The sequence below is a fragment of the Streptomyces sp. bgisy027 genome, from assembly GCF_057710365.1.
Map to the genome: position 1 here is coordinate 35,438 of NZ_JBYIVZ010000019.1, position 17,259 is coordinate 52,696.

Genomic DNA, 17,259 nt, shown 5'->3' on the forward strand with positions numbered 1-17,259 from the left:
ACAGATCGGGGGTCCCGTCCGCGCAAGGTGAGTGCTGATGGGCACTCCGAACGCGAACGGGGAACCCCGGGTTTCCTTCTGGCCGCGCGTGCGCGAGTTCGCCGTGCCGGCCTCCATGATCGAGACCGCGACCGCCCGCCGGCTCGCCGGGGACTGGGCGGGGGCCTGTGCCGCCGCGGGTGTCGACGTCGATCTCAATCTGCGCTCCCTGGTCCGTGACCACGGGCGGGAGGCCGCCGCCCGGGTCCGCGAGGACCTGCGCGCCCTGGCCCCCGACCTGCTGCGCTGGCACATGCCCCGCATCGCCCCGGACGGACTGCTGCGCCCGGGGGTGACGCTCGCGCTCGCCCGTTACGGCGGCACGGGACGCGGGCGCCGGCAGCCGCTGCAACTCGTGGTGCGGACTCCGCCCGCGTGGGCGGACGCCGGCCAGCGGATCAGCCTGGCGCTGTGGGACGGGGGACACGGGCGCGGCGGAGCGGCCCCGCCGGACGGACCTGCCCCTCCCCACCCGCATCCCCGGCCCAGCCGGCGGTTCCGGCTCGATCTGCACCGGCATCTCTGGGACGCCGGCCGCGCCGGTGAGCTGCGGATCCGTGCCGGGGCCGGGGCGGGTTCCGACCTGCCGGGCGACGGCGTGCCGTACGGGTTCCTCTGTGCCGTCGACCGGTGGGCCGACGAGGCGTCGCTGCTGCTGCGTGCCGAGGGACGCTCCCGCGGTGCCGTGGTCGTGCGGCTGGGGGACCGGCACCGGGTCCTGCTGGAGGTGCCCGCCGGGGACGGGGACGGGGACGGACACGGGGACGGGGACGGAGCGGGCGGGCCGCGGATCGTGGAGTGCGCCGGGCGCCGGGCCTGCGCGTCGCCCTCGCTGCCCGTGCTGCCCGACGCCGCGACCTGGGTCCTGCCCGACCTGGAGCTGCTGCGGGCCGGTGCGATCGACGCCGGCCGGCTGCATCCGCTGGTCGCCTCCGCGCTCGTACCGGAGCGTTCCGGGGCGGGAGACGCCCGGTCCGCCGAGGGGCACGGATCGGCGCGGTACGTGACGTGCCGGGGCGACCGGCATCGGATCGGGCTGGTCGACGGGGTGCTCGCGCCCCTCGACCACGCGCCCGACGAGATCCGGCGCGAGGAACTCCTCGCCGCGCTCACCGGCACCCCGCTGCCCTGTCTCCAGGCCATCGACGACGCACACCGCCGTCCCGAGTGCCTGCCCGACGTCCGCGAACGCCTCTGGCACGGCGACATCGCCGGGGCGTTGGCCGTCGTCGAGGGGCTGTTGGGGCCGGACGCGGTGCTGCGGGCCGGGGCACTGCGGGACGAGCTGGAGGCGATCGCGCGGCGCCGGGTCGCCCACGGGCTCTTCCGGGCCGGGCTGGCCGGCCCCCGGCCGGGACCCGTCCGCTACGACGAACGCGTCCCCCGACGCTCCGGCGCCCACCGCGCCCGCCCGCGGCACGCGACCTTCTCCTGACCCGCGCGACCGATCCTCTGCCCACTCCGCACAGACCCACGGTGATGACACATGCCTGCTTCCACCCTGCCCTCCTCGCCCTCCACCTCCCAACTCGACGTGGCCGCCGACCTGTTGGCGCTCCTTCGGGACACCACGACCGAACCCCGTCCCGACCCCCGGCTCGAAGCCCTCACGCTGGCCGTGGCCGCCGATCTGCCCGTCCTGCTCTGGGGCGAGCCGGGTATCGGCAAGACGGCCGCGCTCACCCAGCTCGCCGCCGAACTCGACCTGCCGCTGACCACGGTGATCGCCAGCGTCCACGAACCGTCCGACTTCTCCGGGCTGCCCGTCGTCGGGGACGACCCCGCCGAGCAGGGCGTGCCGATGGCCCCGCCGGACTGGGCCGTACGGCTGGTGCGGGCCGGGCGGGGACTGCTGTTCCTGGACGAGCTGTCGACCGCGCCGCCCGCCGTGCAGGCCGCGCTGCTGCGGCTGGTGCTGGAGCGCAGGGTCGGCGCGCTGCGGCTGCCGCCCGGGGTGCGGATCGTGGCCGCCGCCAACCCGCGCTCCTCGGCCGCCGACGGCTGGGAGCTGAGCGCGCCGCTGGCCAACCGGTTCGTGCATCTGCAATGGGCCCACGACCACGAGGTCGTCGTACGCGGACTCGGCGGGACCTGGCCACGGGCGACCCTGCCGCGGCTCGACCCGGAAAAGCTGGCCGGGGCCGTGGACTTCGCGCGGCGCGCGGTGCGCGGGCTGCTGTCCGGGCGGCCGGCGCTCGTGCACCGGCTGCCGAGCGGGGAGGCGCGCCGGGGCGGTGCCTGGCCGTCGCCGCGCAGCTGGGAGATGACCCAGTCCCTGGTCGCCTTCGCCACCGCCGCCGGGTCCTCGCGGGAGGTGCTGTCGATGCTGGTGCGGGGCACCGTGGGCGACGGGCCGGGACTGGAACTGCTGGCGTGCGTGGACCGGATGGACCTGCCCGACCCGGAACTGCTGCTGGCCGACACCGCGGGTGCCGAGCTGCCCGAGCGCGGGGATCTGCGGCAGGCCGCGCTGGACGCGGTGGTGGAGGCGGTACGGTCCCGGCCCGACAGGTCCCGCTGGGACGCGGCCTGGGCCCTGCTGGTCCGCGCCCTGGAGACGGGTGCCCCGGACCTGGTCGTCGTCCCCGCGAGCACCCTCGCCTCCCTGCGCCAGGAGGACTGGGACGTCCCGACGACGATCGAACGCCTCTCCGGCGTGGTGACCCTGTCCCGCCGAGCGGACCGGGCGGCGGCCCGGACAACGGCGATCACGGAGAAGCAGAAGGCCCACCGATGACCCCCGACCACGAGCGGCCCTCCCCGCCCGCCCCCGGCACGTCGCCCGGTCCCGACCGTGGCAGCCCCTCGGCCCGTGCCGGTGACGGGCTTCCCGACCCCGCCCGCGACCGGTCCGGGCGCCCGGGACGCGAGCGGACCTTGTCCCCCGGCCCCGGCGGAGTCACGTCCCTCGATCGGGACAAGCTCTTCTCCGCCCGGTTGCATGCCGCGCGGGTGCGGCCCTATCTGGCGACCGCTCTCTTCGCGCTGCACGTCGTCGAGTCGAGGTCGGTGCCGACGATGGCGGTCGACCGGCAGTGGCGGTGCTACGTGTCGCCGGCGTTCGTGGCGCGGACGCCGGTCGAGGAGCTGGCCGGGGTGTGGGTGCACGAGGTGTCGCATCTGCTGCGCGACCATCACACGCGCAGCGACCGGGTGGCACGCGAGCGCGGGCTGACCGGGCCGGGGGAGCGGCTGCGGATGAACATCGCCGCGGACTGCGAGATCAACGACGACGTGTACGGCGACGGGCTGGCCCGCCCCGAGGGCGCCGTCGACCCGGCGAGCCTGATGCTGCGCGACGGCGAGCTGATGGAGGACTATCTGCGTCAGTTCCGGCTGGGCCCGCGGATGCAGGACCTGGCCTGGCTCGACTGCGGCAGCGGCGCCGACGGCCTGGAACGGGTGTGGGACCTCGGGCCGGACGGCGCGCACGGGCTGAGCTCCCAGGAACGGGACGCCGTCCGGTTCCGGGTGGCGCAGGGCATCACCGGCCGCCCGGGCAGCGTCCCCGACAGCTGGCAGCGGTGGGCGGAGGAGGCGTTCCATCCGCCGCAGCCCTGGCGCGAGTTGCTCGGCGCGGCCGTACGGTCGGCCGCCTCCGGGCCCGGCGCGGGCGAAGACTACACCTACGGCCGGCTCTCGCGCCGTTCCGCCTCCGTGCCCGGCGCCGTGCTGCCGAGCCTGCGGCGAAGGCCGCCGCACGTCTGCGTCGTCATCGACACCTCCGCCTCGGTCAGCGACGCCGAACTGGGCAGCGCGCTGCTGGAGGTCGCCGCGATCTCCCGTGCCGTGGGCGGGCGCCCCGACCTGGTCAGCGTGGTGTCGTGCGACGCGGCGGCCGGGGGCGTGCACCGGGTGTGCCGCGCCGAGGGGATTCCGCTGGTCGGGGGCGGCGGCACGGATCTGCGCGAGGGCTTCGCGACGGCGCTGCGGGCCCGGCCCCGGCCGGAGGTCGTCGTCGCTCTGACGGACGGTCAGACCCCGTGGCCGAGCACCCGGCCGCCGTGCCGGACGGTCGTGGGGCTCTTCCCCCGCTTCCCGCGCTCCCGCGGCCGCACGCGCGACGAGGACGCCCCCGAGTACGCGCCGGACACCCCGCCGGCCTGGGCGCGGGTGGTCGAGATCGGGGCGGGCGCCACGGGCAGGTGAGACCTGGGTCCCATCGGGCGCTCGTACTCCCGGCGGACCCGCACCCCGCCCGTACTGCATTCTCAGTACCGGCGATTGTCGGCAGCCGCACGACGACACGGCACCCCCCTCCCCGAGAGCCTGGGCACACGTTCGAGTCCCAGATGTGGAGACCCCTTGCCGTGGCTACTTTCCTGTATCGACTGGGCCGTCTGGCCTTCCGGCGGCGCTGGTACGTCGCCCTGGTCTGGGCGGCCGTCCTGGCCGCCGTCGGCCTGGGCGCGCTGAAGGCCCCGGCCGCCGCCGACGAGGGATTCTCCATGCCGGGGATCGAGTCCCAGAAGGCGTTCGACCTGATGGAGGAGCGCTTCCCGGGGGCGACGGCCGACAGCGCGACCGCGCGGGTCGTCTTCGTCGCGCCGGGCGGCGAGAAGGTCACCGCTGCCGACAACAAGAAGGCCGTCGAGGAGGCCGTGGCCGAACTGGGCGACGGCTCGCAAGTGGCGTCCGTCGTCGACCCGTTCCGGGCGAAGGCCGTGAGCCGGGACGGCACCACCGCGTACGCGACCGTCACCTACAAGGTCGCCTCCGCCGACCTCACCGACGCCGGCCGCACCCATCTGGAGAAGGCCCTCGACGACGCCCGCGACAGCGGACTGACCGTCGAGGCCGGCGGCAGCGCCATGGACGACGGCGGCGGCGCGGGCGGGGCCGCCGAGGCGATCGGCATGGCGATCGCCGCCGTGGTCCTGCTCGTCACGTTCGGTTCGCTGGCCGCCGCCGGGCTGCCGCTGCTGACCGCCGTCGTCGGCGTCGGCGTCAGCATGGCCACGATCCTCGTCCTGGCCGAGGCGCTCGGCCTGTCCACCACGACCGGCACCCTCGCGATGATGCTGGGCCTCGCCGTCGGCATCGACTACGCCCTGTTCGTCGTCTCGCGCTACCGCGAGGAGCGCGCCAAGGGCCGCGCTCCCCAGGAGGCCGCCGGACTCGCCGCCGGTACGGCCGGTTCCGCGGTCGTCTTCGCCGGACTCACCGTCGTCATCGCGCTCGCCGGACTGTCGGTCGTCGGCATCCCGATGCTCACCAAGATGGGGCTGGCCGCGGCGGGCGCCGTCGTCGTCGCCGTGTTCATCGCGCTCACGCTGGTCCCCGCGGTCCTCGGCTTCTGGCCCAACGCCGTGCTCCCGAGGCGGGCCCGCAGAAAGGGCCGTATCGAGGAGACCGCCGACAGCAACGGCGGCACCCGCTGGGCGCGGTTCGTGCTGCGCCGGCCCGTACCGGTGCTGCTGCTCGGCGTCGTGGGCCTCGGCGCGCTCGCCGTACCGATGACCCAGCTCCAGCTGGGCATGCCCGGCGACGAGGCCAAGGCGACGTCCACCACCGAGCGGCGGGCCTACGACGCGCTCGCCGACGCGTTCGGGCCGGGCTTCAACGGGCCGCTGACCGTCGTCGTGGACGCCAAGGGCGACAGCGACGCCAAGGGCGCCGTCACCACCGTCTCCGAGAAGATCGCCGGCACCGAGGGTGTCGTGTCCGTCTCTCCCGCCCGCTTCAACGAGGCCGGGGACACCGCCGTCTTCTCCGTGGTGCCGTCCACCGCGCCGACCGACGAGAGGACCAAGGACCTGGTGACCACCATCCGGGGTGAGCGCCCGGCGACGGAAGCCGAGACCGGGGCGACCTTCGAGGTCACCGGCACCACCGCGATGAACATCGACATCGCCGACAAGGTGCAGGCCGCGCTGGTGCCGTACCTGGTCGTCGTGGTCGGCCTCGCGGTCGTGCTGCTGCTGGTGGTCTTCCGGTCGCTGCTCGTCCCGCTGAAGGCGGCCGCCGGCTTCCTGCTGTCGGTGCTGGCCTCGCTCGGCGCGGTCGTCGTGGTCTTCCAGCAGGGACACGGCGCCGAGCTGCTGGGCGTGGAGCAGACCGGGCCGATCATGAGCCTGATGCCGATCTTCCTGGTGGGCATCGTCTTCGGGCTCGCCATGGACTACGAGGTCTTCCTCGTCTCGCGGATGCGGGAGGCGTACGTCCACGGCGAGTCCGCCACCGAGGCCGTCACGTCCGGCTTCCGGCACAGCGCCCGTGTGGTCGTGGCCGCCGCCCTGATCATGATCGCGGTGTTCGCCGGGTTCATCGGGGAGAGCGACTCGATGATCAAGATGATCGGGTTCGGGCTCGCCTCCGCCGTCCTGCTCGACGCGTTCGTGGTCCGGATGGCGATCGTGCCCGCCGTGCTCGCCCTGCTCGGCGACAAGGCGTGGTGGCTGCCGAAGTGGCTGGACCGGGTCCTGCCCCGCGTCGACGTGGAGGGCGAGGCGCTCGGCGGCCGCTCCGCGGCACCGGATCCCGCACCGGCCGACCTGGAAGTGGCGCGCACCTGATCCGCCCGTCCGCCCCCGGGGACCGTCCGTGACGAAGGACACGGGCGGTCCCGTCGGCCGTTCCCGGCAGGGGCGGACACCATGGACCCAGCCCACCGACCGGAGAGCACGATGACCACCACCCCGGAGCGGCGCTACGCGGACCGCCTCGACGAGTTCGCGGGCCGGCACCCCTTCGTCGTCGACCTGGCCCTGGTCGCGGCGCTCATGGGCTGCGCCACCCTCGGCGCGATGCTCACCCTGCCCGGCGCCGATCCGCCGGACCAGGACGGGACGGCCTCCTGCCTGATGGGCGTCGCCTGCCTCGCCCTGCTGAAGCACCGCAGCCACCCGCGTCTCGCGGTCGTCGTGTCCGCGGTCTGCGCCGCGATCGTGGTGGCCTTCGGGTACCTGCTCACCCCCTTGCTGCTCGCCCCCGTCATGGCGGCGCTCTACTGGCTGGCCGTCCTGACCGACCGCAGGACCACCCGCGCCTACGGCATCGCCACCTTGGTGGCGGTGATCGTCGCGGCGGCGATCTCCGACTCCATGGAGCATGTGTCGCTGCTGCTCAGGACGATCGGCCCGGTCTTCTGGCTGCTGCTGCCGCTGGCCGTCGGCAACATGACCGGGCTGCGCCGCGCCTACCTCAGGGCGGTGCAGGCCCGCGCCGAGCACGCCGAACGCACCCGCGAGGAGGAGGCCCGGCTGCGGGTCACCGAGGAGCGCATGCGCATCGCCCGTGAGCTGCACGACGTCGTCGCCCACCACATGGCCCTGGCCAACGCCCAGGCCGGCACGGCCGCGCACCTCGCGCTCACCGACCCGGAGCAGACGCAGAAGATCCTCACCGACCTCACCGGCACCACCTCCTCCGCGCTGCGCGAGCTGAAGGCCACGCTGGGGCTGCTGCGGCAGAACGGGGAGGCGGACTCCGCGCCCCTCGAACCGTCGCCCGGACTGGCCCGGCTGCCCGAGCTGGTGTCGGCCTGCGCGTCCGCGGGCGTCACCGTCACCGTCGCCACCGAGGGAGAGCCCCAGCCGCTGTCCCCCGGCGTGGACCTGACCGCGTTCCGCATCGTGCAGGAGGCCCTCACCAACGTCACCAAGCACGCCACCACGGAAGCCGCCTGCGTACGGCTCGCCTACTCCGGCTCCCGCCTGGAGATCACGGTCACCAACGACGGCCCCGCCACCACCCGCGTCCTGCTGACCGGGACGGCGGACAGGCACGGCTTCGGCGTCATGGGCATGCGCGAACGCGCCCAGTCCATCGGCGGTGAACTCAGCGCGGGCCCCCGTCCCGAGGGGGGCTTCGAGGTCACCACCGCCCTGCCGTTGCAGCCGCACGGCGCCGGGCAGCGGGAGGCGACCGCCTGAGCGGCGCGGACCCCGCGTGCGAGAATCCGCGTACCCCCGTCCGCATCCGATCCATCGAGGTTCCCGTGACCAAGCCCGTCGCCCGCGAGCCGTTGCGGCGCAATGCGCGGGCCAACCGGGAGCGCATCCTGGCCACGGCCCGCCAGGAGCTCGGCCGCAACCCGGACGCCACGCTGGAGGAGCTGGCGCGGGCCGCGGGTGTCGTACGGCGCACCCTGTTCGGTCACTTCCCGGGGCGCGAGGCGCTGCTCGAAGCCCTCGCGGACGAGGCGTCCGAGGCGTTGCGCAGCGCGCTGACGGAGGGGACCGCGTTCGCGGAGACCGAACCGGCCGAGCGGGCGTTCGCCGGGTTCGTGTTCTCGCTGTGGCCGGTCGGCGACCGCTACCGGCTGCTGCTGGCGCTGGCCAGGCGCGACCTGGGCGTGCAGCGGGTGGCCGAGGTGCTGGCCCCGGCGCGTGCGACGGCCACGGCGATCCTGGAGCGCGGGCAGCGCGAGGGCGTCTTCCACACACATCTGCCGGCCGAGGCGATGAGCGGCGGCCTGGAGGCGATGACGGTCGCGCTGCTGGAGTCGGTCAACGACGGACTGCTTCAGGACGACGGGACACGGGTCGCCGTCGCCCTGCTGATCGCGACCGGTGTGCCGGAGGAGCGGGCGAGGTCGGTGGTCGAGGCGGTCGCGCCGGCCTCCGAGGCGCAGCGGGGCGGGGCCGACGACTGAGCGGGGCGCTGCCGACGACTGAGCGGGGCGGGAGGGCGAGTGGGCCGGGGCAGCTGGGGCTCGGCGCTGGGCGCGTCCCTTCCCGGCCGGCGCGTTCCGAGGCGGCCGGATGTGCGGGGCCGCAGGGCGAGCGGGGCCGGACGGGAAGAAGGACGGGAAGAAGGACGGAAAGAAGGACGGGAAGTAGGACGGGAAGTAGGACGGTGCCGGGCGTCCCCTCCCGGCACCGTCCGGGGGCCGTGCGCCGCTCTAGGCACGGCCCGTTCCGGGGTGGCTGTCGCTCAGGCGGTGCCCGAGCGGGCCTCCTGCGGCTCGGTCGGCTCCGTCGACTTCTGTGCCACCTCCGATGCTTCTGACTCCCGCGACCGCCCGGACTCATCGGTCGTGCCGGCCGCGGCCCGCTCCGGCCGCGCCGCCCGGCGGCCCGGCAGGACCGCGAGGACGATCAGCGTGCCGGCGGCCATGATGATCCCGCCGATCAGGCTGGTCTGCGCGACGCTGTGCGCGAAGGCCTCGTGGACGGCGTCGACCAGGGCCTGGGCCTGCTGGGCCCCGCCCGCCGGGTTCTGCGCGACCTCCTGGGCCACCGCGAGCCCGCCGCCCACCGAGTCCCTGGCCGCCTCCAGCGCGGTGTGCGGGAGCTGTCCACCGATCAGGTCCGTGAGCTTGTCGCGGTAGGCGGTGCCCAGCAGCGAGCCGAGGATCGCGATGCCGAGGGCGCCGCCCAGCTCCAGCGAGGTGTCGTTGGCGCCACCGCCGACGCCCAGCTCGGACTCGGGGAAGGAACCCATGATCGTGTCGGTGGCCGGGGACACGCTCAGACCGATCGCGAAGCCCAGCATGAGCAGCGACGCCAGGAAGTCGGTGTACGTCGAGCCCGACTCGATCCGGGCGAGCAGCAGGACGCCCGCCGTGCCGATCAGCATGCCGGTGGCGACCATGGCCTTCACACCGAGCTTCGGCGTCAGCCGCCCGGTCACCGCGGCGCCGACGAACACGGCACCGGCCAGCGGCAGCAGCCGTACGCCGGTCTCCAGCGCGTCGTAGTCGAGCACGAACTGGAGGTACTGGGTGGCGTAGTAGAGCGCGCCGAAGGTGCCGAAGAAGAAGAACAGCACCGCGAGCATCGAACCGCCGAACGGCCGCTGGGCGAACTTGCGCACGTCCAGCATGGGGTGCGGGTGGCGCAGCTCCCAGGCGACGAAGGCCGGCAGGCCGACACCGGCTGCCACGGCCGCGGCGATCGGGCCGGGGCCCCAGCCGAAGTGCGGGCCCTCGATGGCCGCGTAGACCAGCGAGCCGACGGAGACGATGGACAGCAGACCGCCGACGTAGTCGATCCGGCCCATGCCCGGTGCCTTCGACGGCGGCACCAGCGCCAGCGCGCCGACGGCGGCGACGACCGCGATGGGGACGTTGATCAGGAACGTCGAGCCCCAGGCGTGGTCCTCGAGGAGCCAGCCGGCGACCAGCGGGCCCACGGCGATGGCGAGGCCCGAGGTGGCGGTCCAGCCCGTGATGGCCCTGGCGCGCTCCTCCCGCGGGAAGATCGCGACCAGCAGCGACAGGGTGGCCGGCATGACGACGGCGGCGCCGACGCCCATGACCGCGCGGGCGGTGATGACCAGGGCGGTCTCGTCGACGAGGCTGCCCATCACCGAACCGCTCGCGAAGATCAGCAGGCCGGTGACCAGCGCGCCGCGACGGCTGTACTTGTCGCCGATCGCGCCCAGCACGAGCATCAGCGCGGCGTACGGGACGGTGTAGCCGTCGATGACCCACTGGAGGTCGCTGCTGCTCAGGTGCAGATCTTGGGTCATGTCCGGCGCGGCCACGATCAGTGACGTGTTCGCCATGACGACGATCAGCAGGCTCAGGCAGAGCACGAGCAGGGCCCACCAGCGCCGGGTGTACGGCCCGGTCATCTTCTCGACGGGTGTGTTGGCAAGGAAGGGCACGGGGACTCCCAGGGAGCTGCGAGTTAATTGCACATCGATGAGCAGACTAGTTTCTTGCTCGTCGATGTGCAAATATCTCGGTCAGCCCCCTTGAACCCCTCCCCTCGCACCGAGGTGCCGCCGTGAGCAGCCCGACCGACCGGCCACCCGCACGACAGCGCCGCAGGACGCGTGCCACGCGCGCCCGCATCCTGGACGCGGCCCTGCGGGAACTGGGCCGCAACCCCGACAGCAGCCTCGGTGACATCGCCGAGGCCGCCGGGGTGGCGCGGCGCACCCTGTACACCCACTTCGCGGGGCGCGCGGCACTGGTGAGGGGCCTGACCGAGGACGCGGTGCGGGCGATCGGGCATGCGATGGCCGACTTGAGCGCACTCGATGCCGGGGCGGGTTCCGGTCCCGGGGTGGGCTCCGGTCCGTGCTCGGATCCCGACCTTGGCGCGGGCTCCGGCCCGGTCCTGGGTCCCACCTCCGGCTCGGGGTCCACCCCCTGCTCGGGTCCCACCTCCGGCTCGGGGTCCACCCCCTGCTCGGGTTTCGGCACCGGCTCGGGGTCCACCTTGGGCTCGGGTTTCGGCACCGGCTCGGCTCCCACCTCCGGTTTGGGTTTCGGTGCCGACTCGGGTCCCACCTCCGCCTCGGATGCCACCCCCAGCTCGGGTTCCACCCCCGGCCCGGACCACGACCCCGCGAGTGCCCTGGCCCGCTTCGTCCTCACCCTCTGGCCGGTCGGTGACGCCTATCGCACGCTGATCGGCCTCGCCCCCCAGGACCTGGGCCCGGACCGACTGAGGGAACTCCTCGCCCCGGCCCGCGAGACGGTCGCCGGCATCCTCGCCGAGGGCCAGAGCCGGGGCGTCTTCCACGCGGTCGTCCCGCCCGGCCCGCTCAGCGTCGCCATCGAGGCCCACCTGCTCGCCCTCCTCGGCACCGTCAACGCCGGGATCTGGGCCGACGACGGTTCCGGCGCCGCGACCTCCGCGCTGATCGCCGCCGGCGTCGACAGTGCGACCGCCACCGCCACGGTGCGCCGCCTGCGCGCCCCGGGCCGCTTCCCGATGGCCCGACACCACTGACCACCCCGAGGAGGGCAACTCCCACGCATCGGACGCGGCACGGACACGACGACCACGCCTACGACCACGACTTCGACCACGAGTACGAGCCCTCGCGGGAAGAGGCGGGCGTTGCGCGTCAGCCCGACTGCGACGGGGTCTGCTTCATCCCGTCGACGACGGCCCGCTGCATGATCGCGTTGGTGAACAGCACCGTGCCGGGGGTGATCAGGGCGTCCGTGCCGGTGCCCTTGCGGACCTGGACGGAGCGCTCACCGAGGAAGACATGGGTCTTGCGGTCGAAGATCCACTCCTCGCGTTCTCCGCTGGTCTCGTCGAGCCGGGCCACCGCGATGCCGTGCCGTCCGGCGGCGTCCACCGCGTCGTCGACCACGACCACACCGGGGATCTTCGCGGCGGCCTTGAACAGCGCCGGGTACAGCTCCGCCGGCGGGTAGCTCTCGATGAGCAGGTCACCGATGGTGGTGAACGCCTGCTGGTCGGGAGTGTTGCCCATCCCCTCGGTCTCCTTGTAGATCTTGGCGAGCAGCTCGTCCGGGTCGGTGGTCAGCGCGGCCAAGTAGTCGTACGAGGGGGCGTTCAGCGTCGCCTCGGGGGTGTTGCCCTGCTCGTCGGGCAGGCTCAGGGTCTCGCCCTCCGGGCTGTCGTTGACCGTGGGGTCGATGAGCCAGCCCTCGGTGCCGTCGGCGGACTCCCACACCTGACGGGTGTGCAGCGGGTGACCGGCCAGGCTGGACTTGTCGCCGACGGTCTTGATGAAACTGTCGGCGGACTTGGACTCGATGTAGATGAACTGCCCCGGCTTGACCTCCGGGTGGGAGGTGTCGGCCGCCGCCAGCGAGATCCGGTCGATCAGCTGGGGCATGCCCTTGGTGGTCGCCGTGCCGATCTTCGTCGTGAGTGCGGGTCCGGTGGCGACGCCGCTGTCCCTGACGCCGCCACTGCCGGACTGCCACACCCCGGCGACGACCGCCGCGGCCACGGCGACCGCCGTCAGGGGCAGCGTGATCGCCGGGCGGGGGAGGCGCGGGCGGCGCTTCGGCGCGGGTGCCGGCGTCACGGTGCGCTCGGCGCGCTGCATGTCGTGGATCTGGGCCATCAGACGCTCCTTGTGGAACTCGTGGCGGCCCGACGGCAGGTCACGCGCCGTTCCCGAGAGCAGTTCGGAGGTGCTCCGGTCGGTCTCGGCCGGGTGCGGCCGGGGCGTGTTCGCGTTCATCGGTGTCCCTCCTGTGCGGGCCGGATCACGTTCGTGTGATCACCTCTTGTCTGTCGGGCGGGCCGGCCGCCTTCCCGATTTCCGTGAACTTTTCCGTACGGCGTCCCGGCCACGGGGCGGGTCGCCGTGTCTTCTGCGTCCTCTGCGTCCTCTGCGTGCGCGCGCAGCTTCTTGCGGGCCCGGGACAGCCGGGAGGCCACCGTGCCGACGGGGATGCCCAACGCCAGCGCGGCGGCCTCGTAGTCCAGGCCCTCGCCCAGACAGAGCGTGACGACCTCGCGTTCGGGTCTGCGCAGCCTGGCCAGCGCGGACAGGGCCAGCGTCAGCCGGTGCCGGTCGTCGAGCCGGTCGGCGACCTCGTCGGCGTGGTCGGGCACCGACAGCTCGGCCGCCGCGGCGGCGGTGGCGGCGGCCCGGTAACGCCGGTTGCTGCGGTACTGGTTGCGGGCCGTGTTGGTGGCGATGCCCAGCAGCCAGGGCCGCAGCGACCCGCCCTCGGCGTCCACCCGGTCCCGCAGCCGCCATGCCTCCAGGAAGGTCGCGGCCATCACGTCCTCGGCCACGGACCAGTCGGCGGTCAGCCGGAAGGCATGGTTGTACACCGCACGGGCGTAGCTGTCGAAGAGCTCCGCGAACGCGCTCGATTCCCCGGCCCGTACCCGGGTTCGCATATGAGTGCTCACTTCAATGAGCTGTCCGGAACCATGGACCGACTTCCCGTGATCTGGGTCACAGGGTGATAGCCGCCCCGGGCGTTCGATCTGGAGCTCCGGAACCGGGTCTCAGGCCCGGCGCGCAGCGCCGTTGCCGGAAAGGCGGTGTTCACGTATCGCATTTGGCCCCAGCCCGCCAAGACGGCCGCGTCACCCCGCCCGCGCATCGCGGACGTCGGCTGACACGGCCGTTGGCCCCACTACCGTGGGCCGGAGACCTGACTGTCGCTCAGAGACCGAACTCCTGCGCGGAAAGCCCGAGTACCGAGCACGCCTCGCGCAGGACCTGTTCCTCGGCCGGGGCGATGTAGCCGTCCGCGCCCGCCACGACGAAACCGGTCTGTACGACCGCGCGGGCCTCCGCCGGCTTCTTCGCGGCCTTCGCGATCTCCTGCAGGGCCTCGGCCTTGCCCTGCTGGAAGTTGAACGACATCTGGTCGACGTGCTTGTTGAACCGCTGGCGCAGCTGCTCGGACGGGAAGTTCTGCAGGACGTCGTTGTTGAGGATCAGCGACTCCACGTGCTGCCGCTCGGCCGGGTCCACGTTCCCGTCGGCGGCGGCGACCAGGGCGCACATCGCCATGCTGGCGTCACGGTAGGCGCCGCTCTTGAGCTCCGTCTTGAGCGAGGTGAGCTGCGACTTCAGCGCGCTGACCAGCTGCGCCTTGGATCCCCCGCCGGACCGTCCGGGTCCGCCGGACCCCGTCCCGGGCCGCCCGTGTCCACCGGTTCCCCGTGCGCCCTGGGCCTGCTGCTGCAACCCCTTGGCCTGGTCCTTGATCCGATCCCACATCGCCATCCGTGCCACCTCGGCTTCAGCCCGGTCGTTCCGGTAGTCCTCGTGCGCTTCGCGTGTCATCCGGCCAACGTCCGCCCTGCCCCAGGAGTTCCACGGAGCCCCGAGGCCGTTCAGGCGCAGGAGGCGGCCGGCTAGGACCCCGGCGCGCGGAACGCGACCTGGCGGCGGGACGCCTCGTCGATCTCGTCGACGGTGAGGAGGGGAGTGGCCCGGGTGTGGAGGGCGCCGCTGGCCTTGACGGTGAGGCTGACGGCGGCCATGGACACCGGGTCGGGGAAGTCGACGATCATGACGATGTCGTCCTGGCCGAAGGCGAAGTACATGGCCTCGACCTTGCCGCCGAGGCCGCTGACGACCTGGTCCACGGCGGCGCGGCGGCCGCTGGCACCCTCCTTGAGCAGCCCCTTGGTGCCCTCGGACGTGTAGGTCGCCTGGATGAGGAACTTCGGCATCGGGACGCTCCCTGCCCGTCGCTGGTCCGGTATGCGCAAGGGCCTTCCCGCTGCCGGCCCGGCCGCCACCGCCGGCCCGGCAGGTTCACCCGTTGGCAGCCGCACCTCTTTCCAGGACGCCCGTCACCAGGTCACGGGCGTAACCGGTTCCCCGTGGCCGTCGCGGCGATCCTGGTCGTGCCGCCGGTCGTCGACGAGAGCCGGGCCGAGCGTCGCGTGCCCGGCGGCATACCGTCCCGGTGGGCTCGTGTGCCGTCGTGGTGTTCCAGGTCGGCCCACCAGTCGGCGCCGTCCTCCAGATAGCGCAGAAGGATGCCCTCGCGCAGTGCCCACGGGCAGATCACCAGGGACTTCACGGCGCTCAGCTTCATCGCGGCATGGCCGATGATCGCGCCGGCCAGGCTCTGCCGGGACCGCGGGCCGGAGATGCCGGGCAGCGCGGCCCGCTCGTCGGCGGTCAGCCCGGACAGCTGCTCGATCGCCCGGCGCAGATCCTGCCGGCGCAGGGCGCGTTCGACGAACGGACCGTGCCGGCCGGGAGCGGCGCCGCACAGCCGCGCCAGTTGCTGGAACGTCCGTGAGGTCGCGACGGCGGTGTGCGGATGCTCCCAGCGGATCCGGGCGGAGACGTCCCGCAACTGGTGGCGCACCTTGCGGCGCATGGCGACCATGGCGGCCGGCGAGGGCGGGTCCGCGGAGCCGAAGAACTCGTTGGTGAGGCGGTTGGCGCCGAGCGGCAGCGAGGCCGCGAAGTCGGGCGTCCGGCCCCGGCCGAAGGCGACTTCGAGGGTGCCGCCGCCGATGTCGAACAGGGCGAGCGGGCCGGAGCGCCAGCCCATCCAGCGCCGGGCGCCCAGGAACGTCAGCCGGGCCTCCGCCTCACCCGGCAGGACGCGCAGGCGCAGGCCGGTACGGCTGTGGACGGCTCCCAGGACGTCCGCCCGGTCGGGTGCGTCGCGCACCACGGCGGTCGCGAACGCCAGCGGCTCGGGGGCGTCCCACTGCCGGGACATCTCGCAGGCCGCGAGGAGCGCCTTGACCAGATGGTCCGTGGCCTCTTCGCCGAGGGAGCCGTCGGCGCCGACCTGTTCGGACAGGCGGAGCTTCCACTTCGCGGTGTGCACCGGAAGCGGCACCCCGTCCCCGACGTCGCACACGGCCAGTCTGACCGTGTTGGAACCGATGTCCAGCACACTTATTCTCATGGGTGCGGCGTACCCCGGACGGCATGCCTGATGCACCGTCAACAACACGCCGGGCCCGAGCGGTGTCCCTCGATGCCCTCAGTCCTCACCCCGGACGATGTTCCACTCGGTGCCGGAAGGGGCCGAGCGCGGGGAACTGCGGTCCTCGACGGGCGCGAGGCAGGTGCGTATCGCCTTGCCGCGCCGATGACGGGCCGCCTTCGTCCAGCCCGTCTCGGGCACGTGCAGGACATCTCTTTTCGCGGTGCGCGCGGTCACGGCGCTTCAACTTCTCTCTCCGTGCGAATGGGGGCCGGACCCGGCTCCCGATGGACGCGAGGCCGGGTTCCCCGCGACCACGGCCGTGAAACATCAGAGGCCGGGTCGCCCGCCGGCGCCGAGCCGGCCCCGAGCCCGCCCGGCGCCCGTCACGGCCGTCGGCTGTCCGGCAGATGTCAACCCGTGCAGGACCGTTGACACCCGGCTGCCCCCACCCGAGACTCATGGTCCGCCGCCTATGAAGGAATTTTCACCTAGCGAGCAAAGGTGCGTCGGCGATCTGGTTCCTCCTGACCGCCGCCGGCGCCCTGCTGCTCAAGGCCCACCTGCCGCTCGGCGTGACCTACGTCGTCGTCGCCGTCACCGGAGTCTGGCTGTTCAGCGCGCAGGTGATGGTCTACGCCGCCACCAACACCGTCTACCGCGACAGCGAGCGGGCCGCGGGCCTCGGCTGGGTCACCGGAGTCGGCCGTACCGGAGCCGTCGTCGGACCCTGGCTGATCGGCGAGCTCGCCGCGAGCGGCAACGAGAGCTGGGGCTTCACCACCTTCGCCCTGGCCGGACTCGGCGGCGCGCTCGCGATCTGCCTGGTCCCGGCGGCGCGCAGGTCCGGCCGCGGCGGCAGCCCGGCCCCCGCACCCGTGGCGGCCAACGCCGGCTCGTGACACGGGTGGTGGGCGGAGGGGGAGCGGAGGGGGCGCGCCCTGTCCGGGACACACTCCCTCCGCCGCCGTCCCGTTCCCGGAGCGCTCTCTCACCGCCGCTGCCCTTCCCGGGTCACCGTCCCTCCGCCGCTGCCGCTCTTGGGTGACTCGCCCTCCGCCGGATGCCCTCCCGGGTCACTCTCCTTGCGCCGGATGTCCTTCCCGAGTCACTCGCCCTCCGCCGCTGCCGCTCTTGGGTGACTCGGCTTGCGCCGGATGCCCTCCCGGGTCACTCTCCTT

Annotated in this window: 15 protein-coding genes; 8 read left to right on the forward strand and 7 right to left on the reverse strand. The window is 73.6% G+C overall.

What is annotated here, in order from left to right:
- The first annotated feature begins 37 nt into the window (after window positions 1-37).
- The 6 genes from AC3ETA_RS20745 (at window position 38) to AC3ETA_RS20770 (ending at window position 8,635) form a co-directional block, all read left to right on the forward strand.
- A complete protein-coding gene (locus AC3ETA_RS20745) occupies window positions 38-1,474 on the forward strand; it encodes a hypothetical protein (protein ID WP_432194402.1) in 1,437 nt (478 codons plus the stop codon).
- A 51-nt stretch (window positions 1,475-1,525) separates the two neighbouring features.
- Window positions 1,526-2,776: an AAA family ATPase gene (locus AC3ETA_RS20750; protein WP_432194403.1), complete on the forward strand. Its 1,251-nt coding sequence runs from the start codon at window positions 1,526-1,528 to the stop codon at window positions 2,774-2,776.
- Window positions 2,773-4,188, forward strand: a complete 1,416-nt coding sequence (locus AC3ETA_RS20755; protein ID WP_432194404.1) for a vWA domain-containing protein — start codon at window positions 2,773-2,775, stop codon at window positions 4,186-4,188. Before AC3ETA_RS20750 ends, AC3ETA_RS20755 begins: the two co-directional genes overlap by 4 nt.
- A 161-nt stretch (window positions 4,189-4,349) precedes the next feature.
- Window positions 4,350-6,554 (forward strand): MMPL family transporter, encoded by a 2,205-nt coding sequence (locus tag AC3ETA_RS20760; protein ID WP_432194405.1) that lies wholly within the window; start codon window positions 4,350-4,352, stop codon window positions 6,552-6,554.
- 111 nt (window positions 6,555-6,665) lie between these two features.
- Window positions 6,666-7,913 carry a sensor histidine kinase gene (locus tag AC3ETA_RS20765; protein ID WP_432194406.1) on the forward strand — a complete coding sequence of 416 codons (1,248 nt, stop codon included), beginning with the start codon at window positions 6,666-6,668 and terminating at the stop codon, window positions 7,911-7,913.
- A gap of 65 nt (window positions 7,914-7,978) precedes the next feature.
- Entirely contained in the window at window positions 7,979-8,635 is a 657-nt protein-coding gene (locus AC3ETA_RS20770; protein WP_432194407.1) for a TetR/AcrR family transcriptional regulator, read from the forward strand.
- Window positions 8,636-8,916: 281 nt separating this feature from the next.
- On the opposite strand, the gene AC3ETA_RS20775 is transcribed toward AC3ETA_RS20770, so the two are convergent.
- Window positions 8,917-10,593, reverse strand: a complete 1,677-nt coding sequence (locus AC3ETA_RS20775; protein ID WP_432194408.1) for an MFS transporter — start codon at window positions 10,591-10,593, stop codon at window positions 8,917-8,919.
- 122 nt (window positions 10,594-10,715) lie between these two features.
- Here AC3ETA_RS20775 and AC3ETA_RS20780 point away from each other — a divergent pair, with 122 nt between their 5' ends.
- Window positions 10,716-11,669 carry a TetR/AcrR family transcriptional regulator gene (locus tag AC3ETA_RS20780; protein WP_432194409.1) on the forward strand — a complete coding sequence of 318 codons (954 nt, stop codon included), beginning with the start codon at window positions 10,716-10,718 and terminating at the stop codon, window positions 11,667-11,669.
- A gap of 118 nt (window positions 11,670-11,787) precedes the next feature.
- On the opposite strand, the gene AC3ETA_RS20785 is transcribed toward AC3ETA_RS20780, so the two are convergent.
- The 6 genes from AC3ETA_RS20785 to AC3ETA_RS20810 all read right to left on the reverse strand — a co-directional run bounded on the left by AC3ETA_RS20785 (window position 11,788) and on the right by AC3ETA_RS20810 (window position 16,315).
- Entirely contained in the window at window positions 11,788-12,888 is a 1,101-nt protein-coding gene (locus tag AC3ETA_RS20785; protein WP_432194410.1) for a CU044_5270 family protein, read from the reverse strand.
- Window positions 12,885-13,559 (reverse strand): RNA polymerase sigma factor, encoded by a 675-nt coding sequence (locus tag AC3ETA_RS20790; RefSeq protein WP_432194411.1) that lies wholly within the window; start codon window positions 13,557-13,559, stop codon window positions 12,885-12,887. Before AC3ETA_RS20790 ends, AC3ETA_RS20785 begins: the two co-directional genes overlap by 4 nt.
- Window positions 13,560-13,830: 271 nt before the next feature.
- On the reverse strand, window positions 13,831-14,400 hold the full coding sequence (locus AC3ETA_RS20795) for a tellurite resistance TerB family protein (RefSeq protein ID WP_432194514.1): 570 nt from the start codon (window positions 14,398-14,400) through the stop codon (window positions 13,831-13,833).
- 131 nt (window positions 14,401-14,531) lie between these two features.
- Window positions 14,532-14,852: a GYD domain-containing protein gene (locus AC3ETA_RS20800; protein WP_393507448.1), complete on the reverse strand. Its 321-nt coding sequence runs from the start codon at window positions 14,850-14,852 to the stop codon at window positions 14,532-14,534.
- 131 nt (window positions 14,853-14,983) lie between these two features.
- On the reverse strand, window positions 14,984-16,057 hold the full coding sequence (locus AC3ETA_RS20805) for a Ppx/GppA family phosphatase (protein WP_432194412.1): 1,074 nt from the start codon (window positions 16,055-16,057) through the stop codon (window positions 14,984-14,986).
- Between the two features lie 78 nt (window positions 16,058-16,135).
- The gene (locus AC3ETA_RS20810; RefSeq protein WP_432194413.1) at window positions 16,136-16,315 is read right to left on the reverse strand and encodes a hypothetical protein; all 180 of its coding nucleotides are present in this window, start codon (window positions 16,313-16,315) and stop codon (window positions 16,136-16,138) included.
- A gap of 338 nt (window positions 16,316-16,653) precedes the next feature.
- Between AC3ETA_RS20810 and AC3ETA_RS20815 the strand changes: the two genes are divergently transcribed.
- Complete coding sequence (locus AC3ETA_RS20815) at window positions 16,654-16,980, forward strand: hypothetical protein (protein ID WP_432194414.1); 327 nt, start codon at window positions 16,654-16,656, stop codon at window positions 16,978-16,980.
- The last annotated feature ends 279 nt before the right edge of the window (window positions 16,981-17,259 follow it).

Bases quoted from the DNA above. Each gene is read 5' to 3' on its own strand.
- AC3ETA_RS20745 (WP_432194402.1), top strand. From the start codon at position 38: ATGGGCACTCCGAACGCGAACGGGGAACCCCGGGTTTCCTTCTGGCCG.
- AC3ETA_RS20750 (WP_432194403.1), top strand. From the start codon at position 1,526: ATGCCTGCTTCCACCCTGCCCTCCTCGCCCTCCACCTCCCAACTCGAC.
- AC3ETA_RS20755 (WP_432194404.1), top strand. From the start codon at position 2,773: ATGACCCCCGACCACGAGCGGCCCTCCCCGCCCGCCCCCGGCACGTCG.
- AC3ETA_RS20765 (WP_432194406.1), top strand. From the start codon at position 6,666: ATGACCACCACCCCGGAGCGGCGCTACGCGGACCGCCTCGACGAGTTC.
- AC3ETA_RS20785 (WP_432194410.1), bottom strand. From the start codon at position 12,888: ATGAACGCGAACACGCCCCGGCCGCACCCGGCCGAGACCGACCGGAGC.
- AC3ETA_RS20790 (WP_432194411.1), bottom strand. From the start codon at position 13,559: ATGCGAACCCGGGTACGGGCCGGGGAATCGAGCGCGTTCGCGGAGCTC.
- AC3ETA_RS20795 (WP_432194514.1), bottom strand. From the start codon at position 14,400: ATGGCGATGTGGGATCGGATCAAGGACCAGGCCAAGGGGTTGCAGCAG.
- AC3ETA_RS20800 (WP_393507448.1), bottom strand. From the start codon at position 14,852: ATGCCGAAGTTCCTCATCCAGGCGACCTACACGTCCGAGGGCACCAAG.
- AC3ETA_RS20805 (WP_432194412.1), bottom strand. From the start codon at position 16,057: ATGAGAATAAGTGTGCTGGACATCGGTTCCAACACGGTCAGACTGGCC.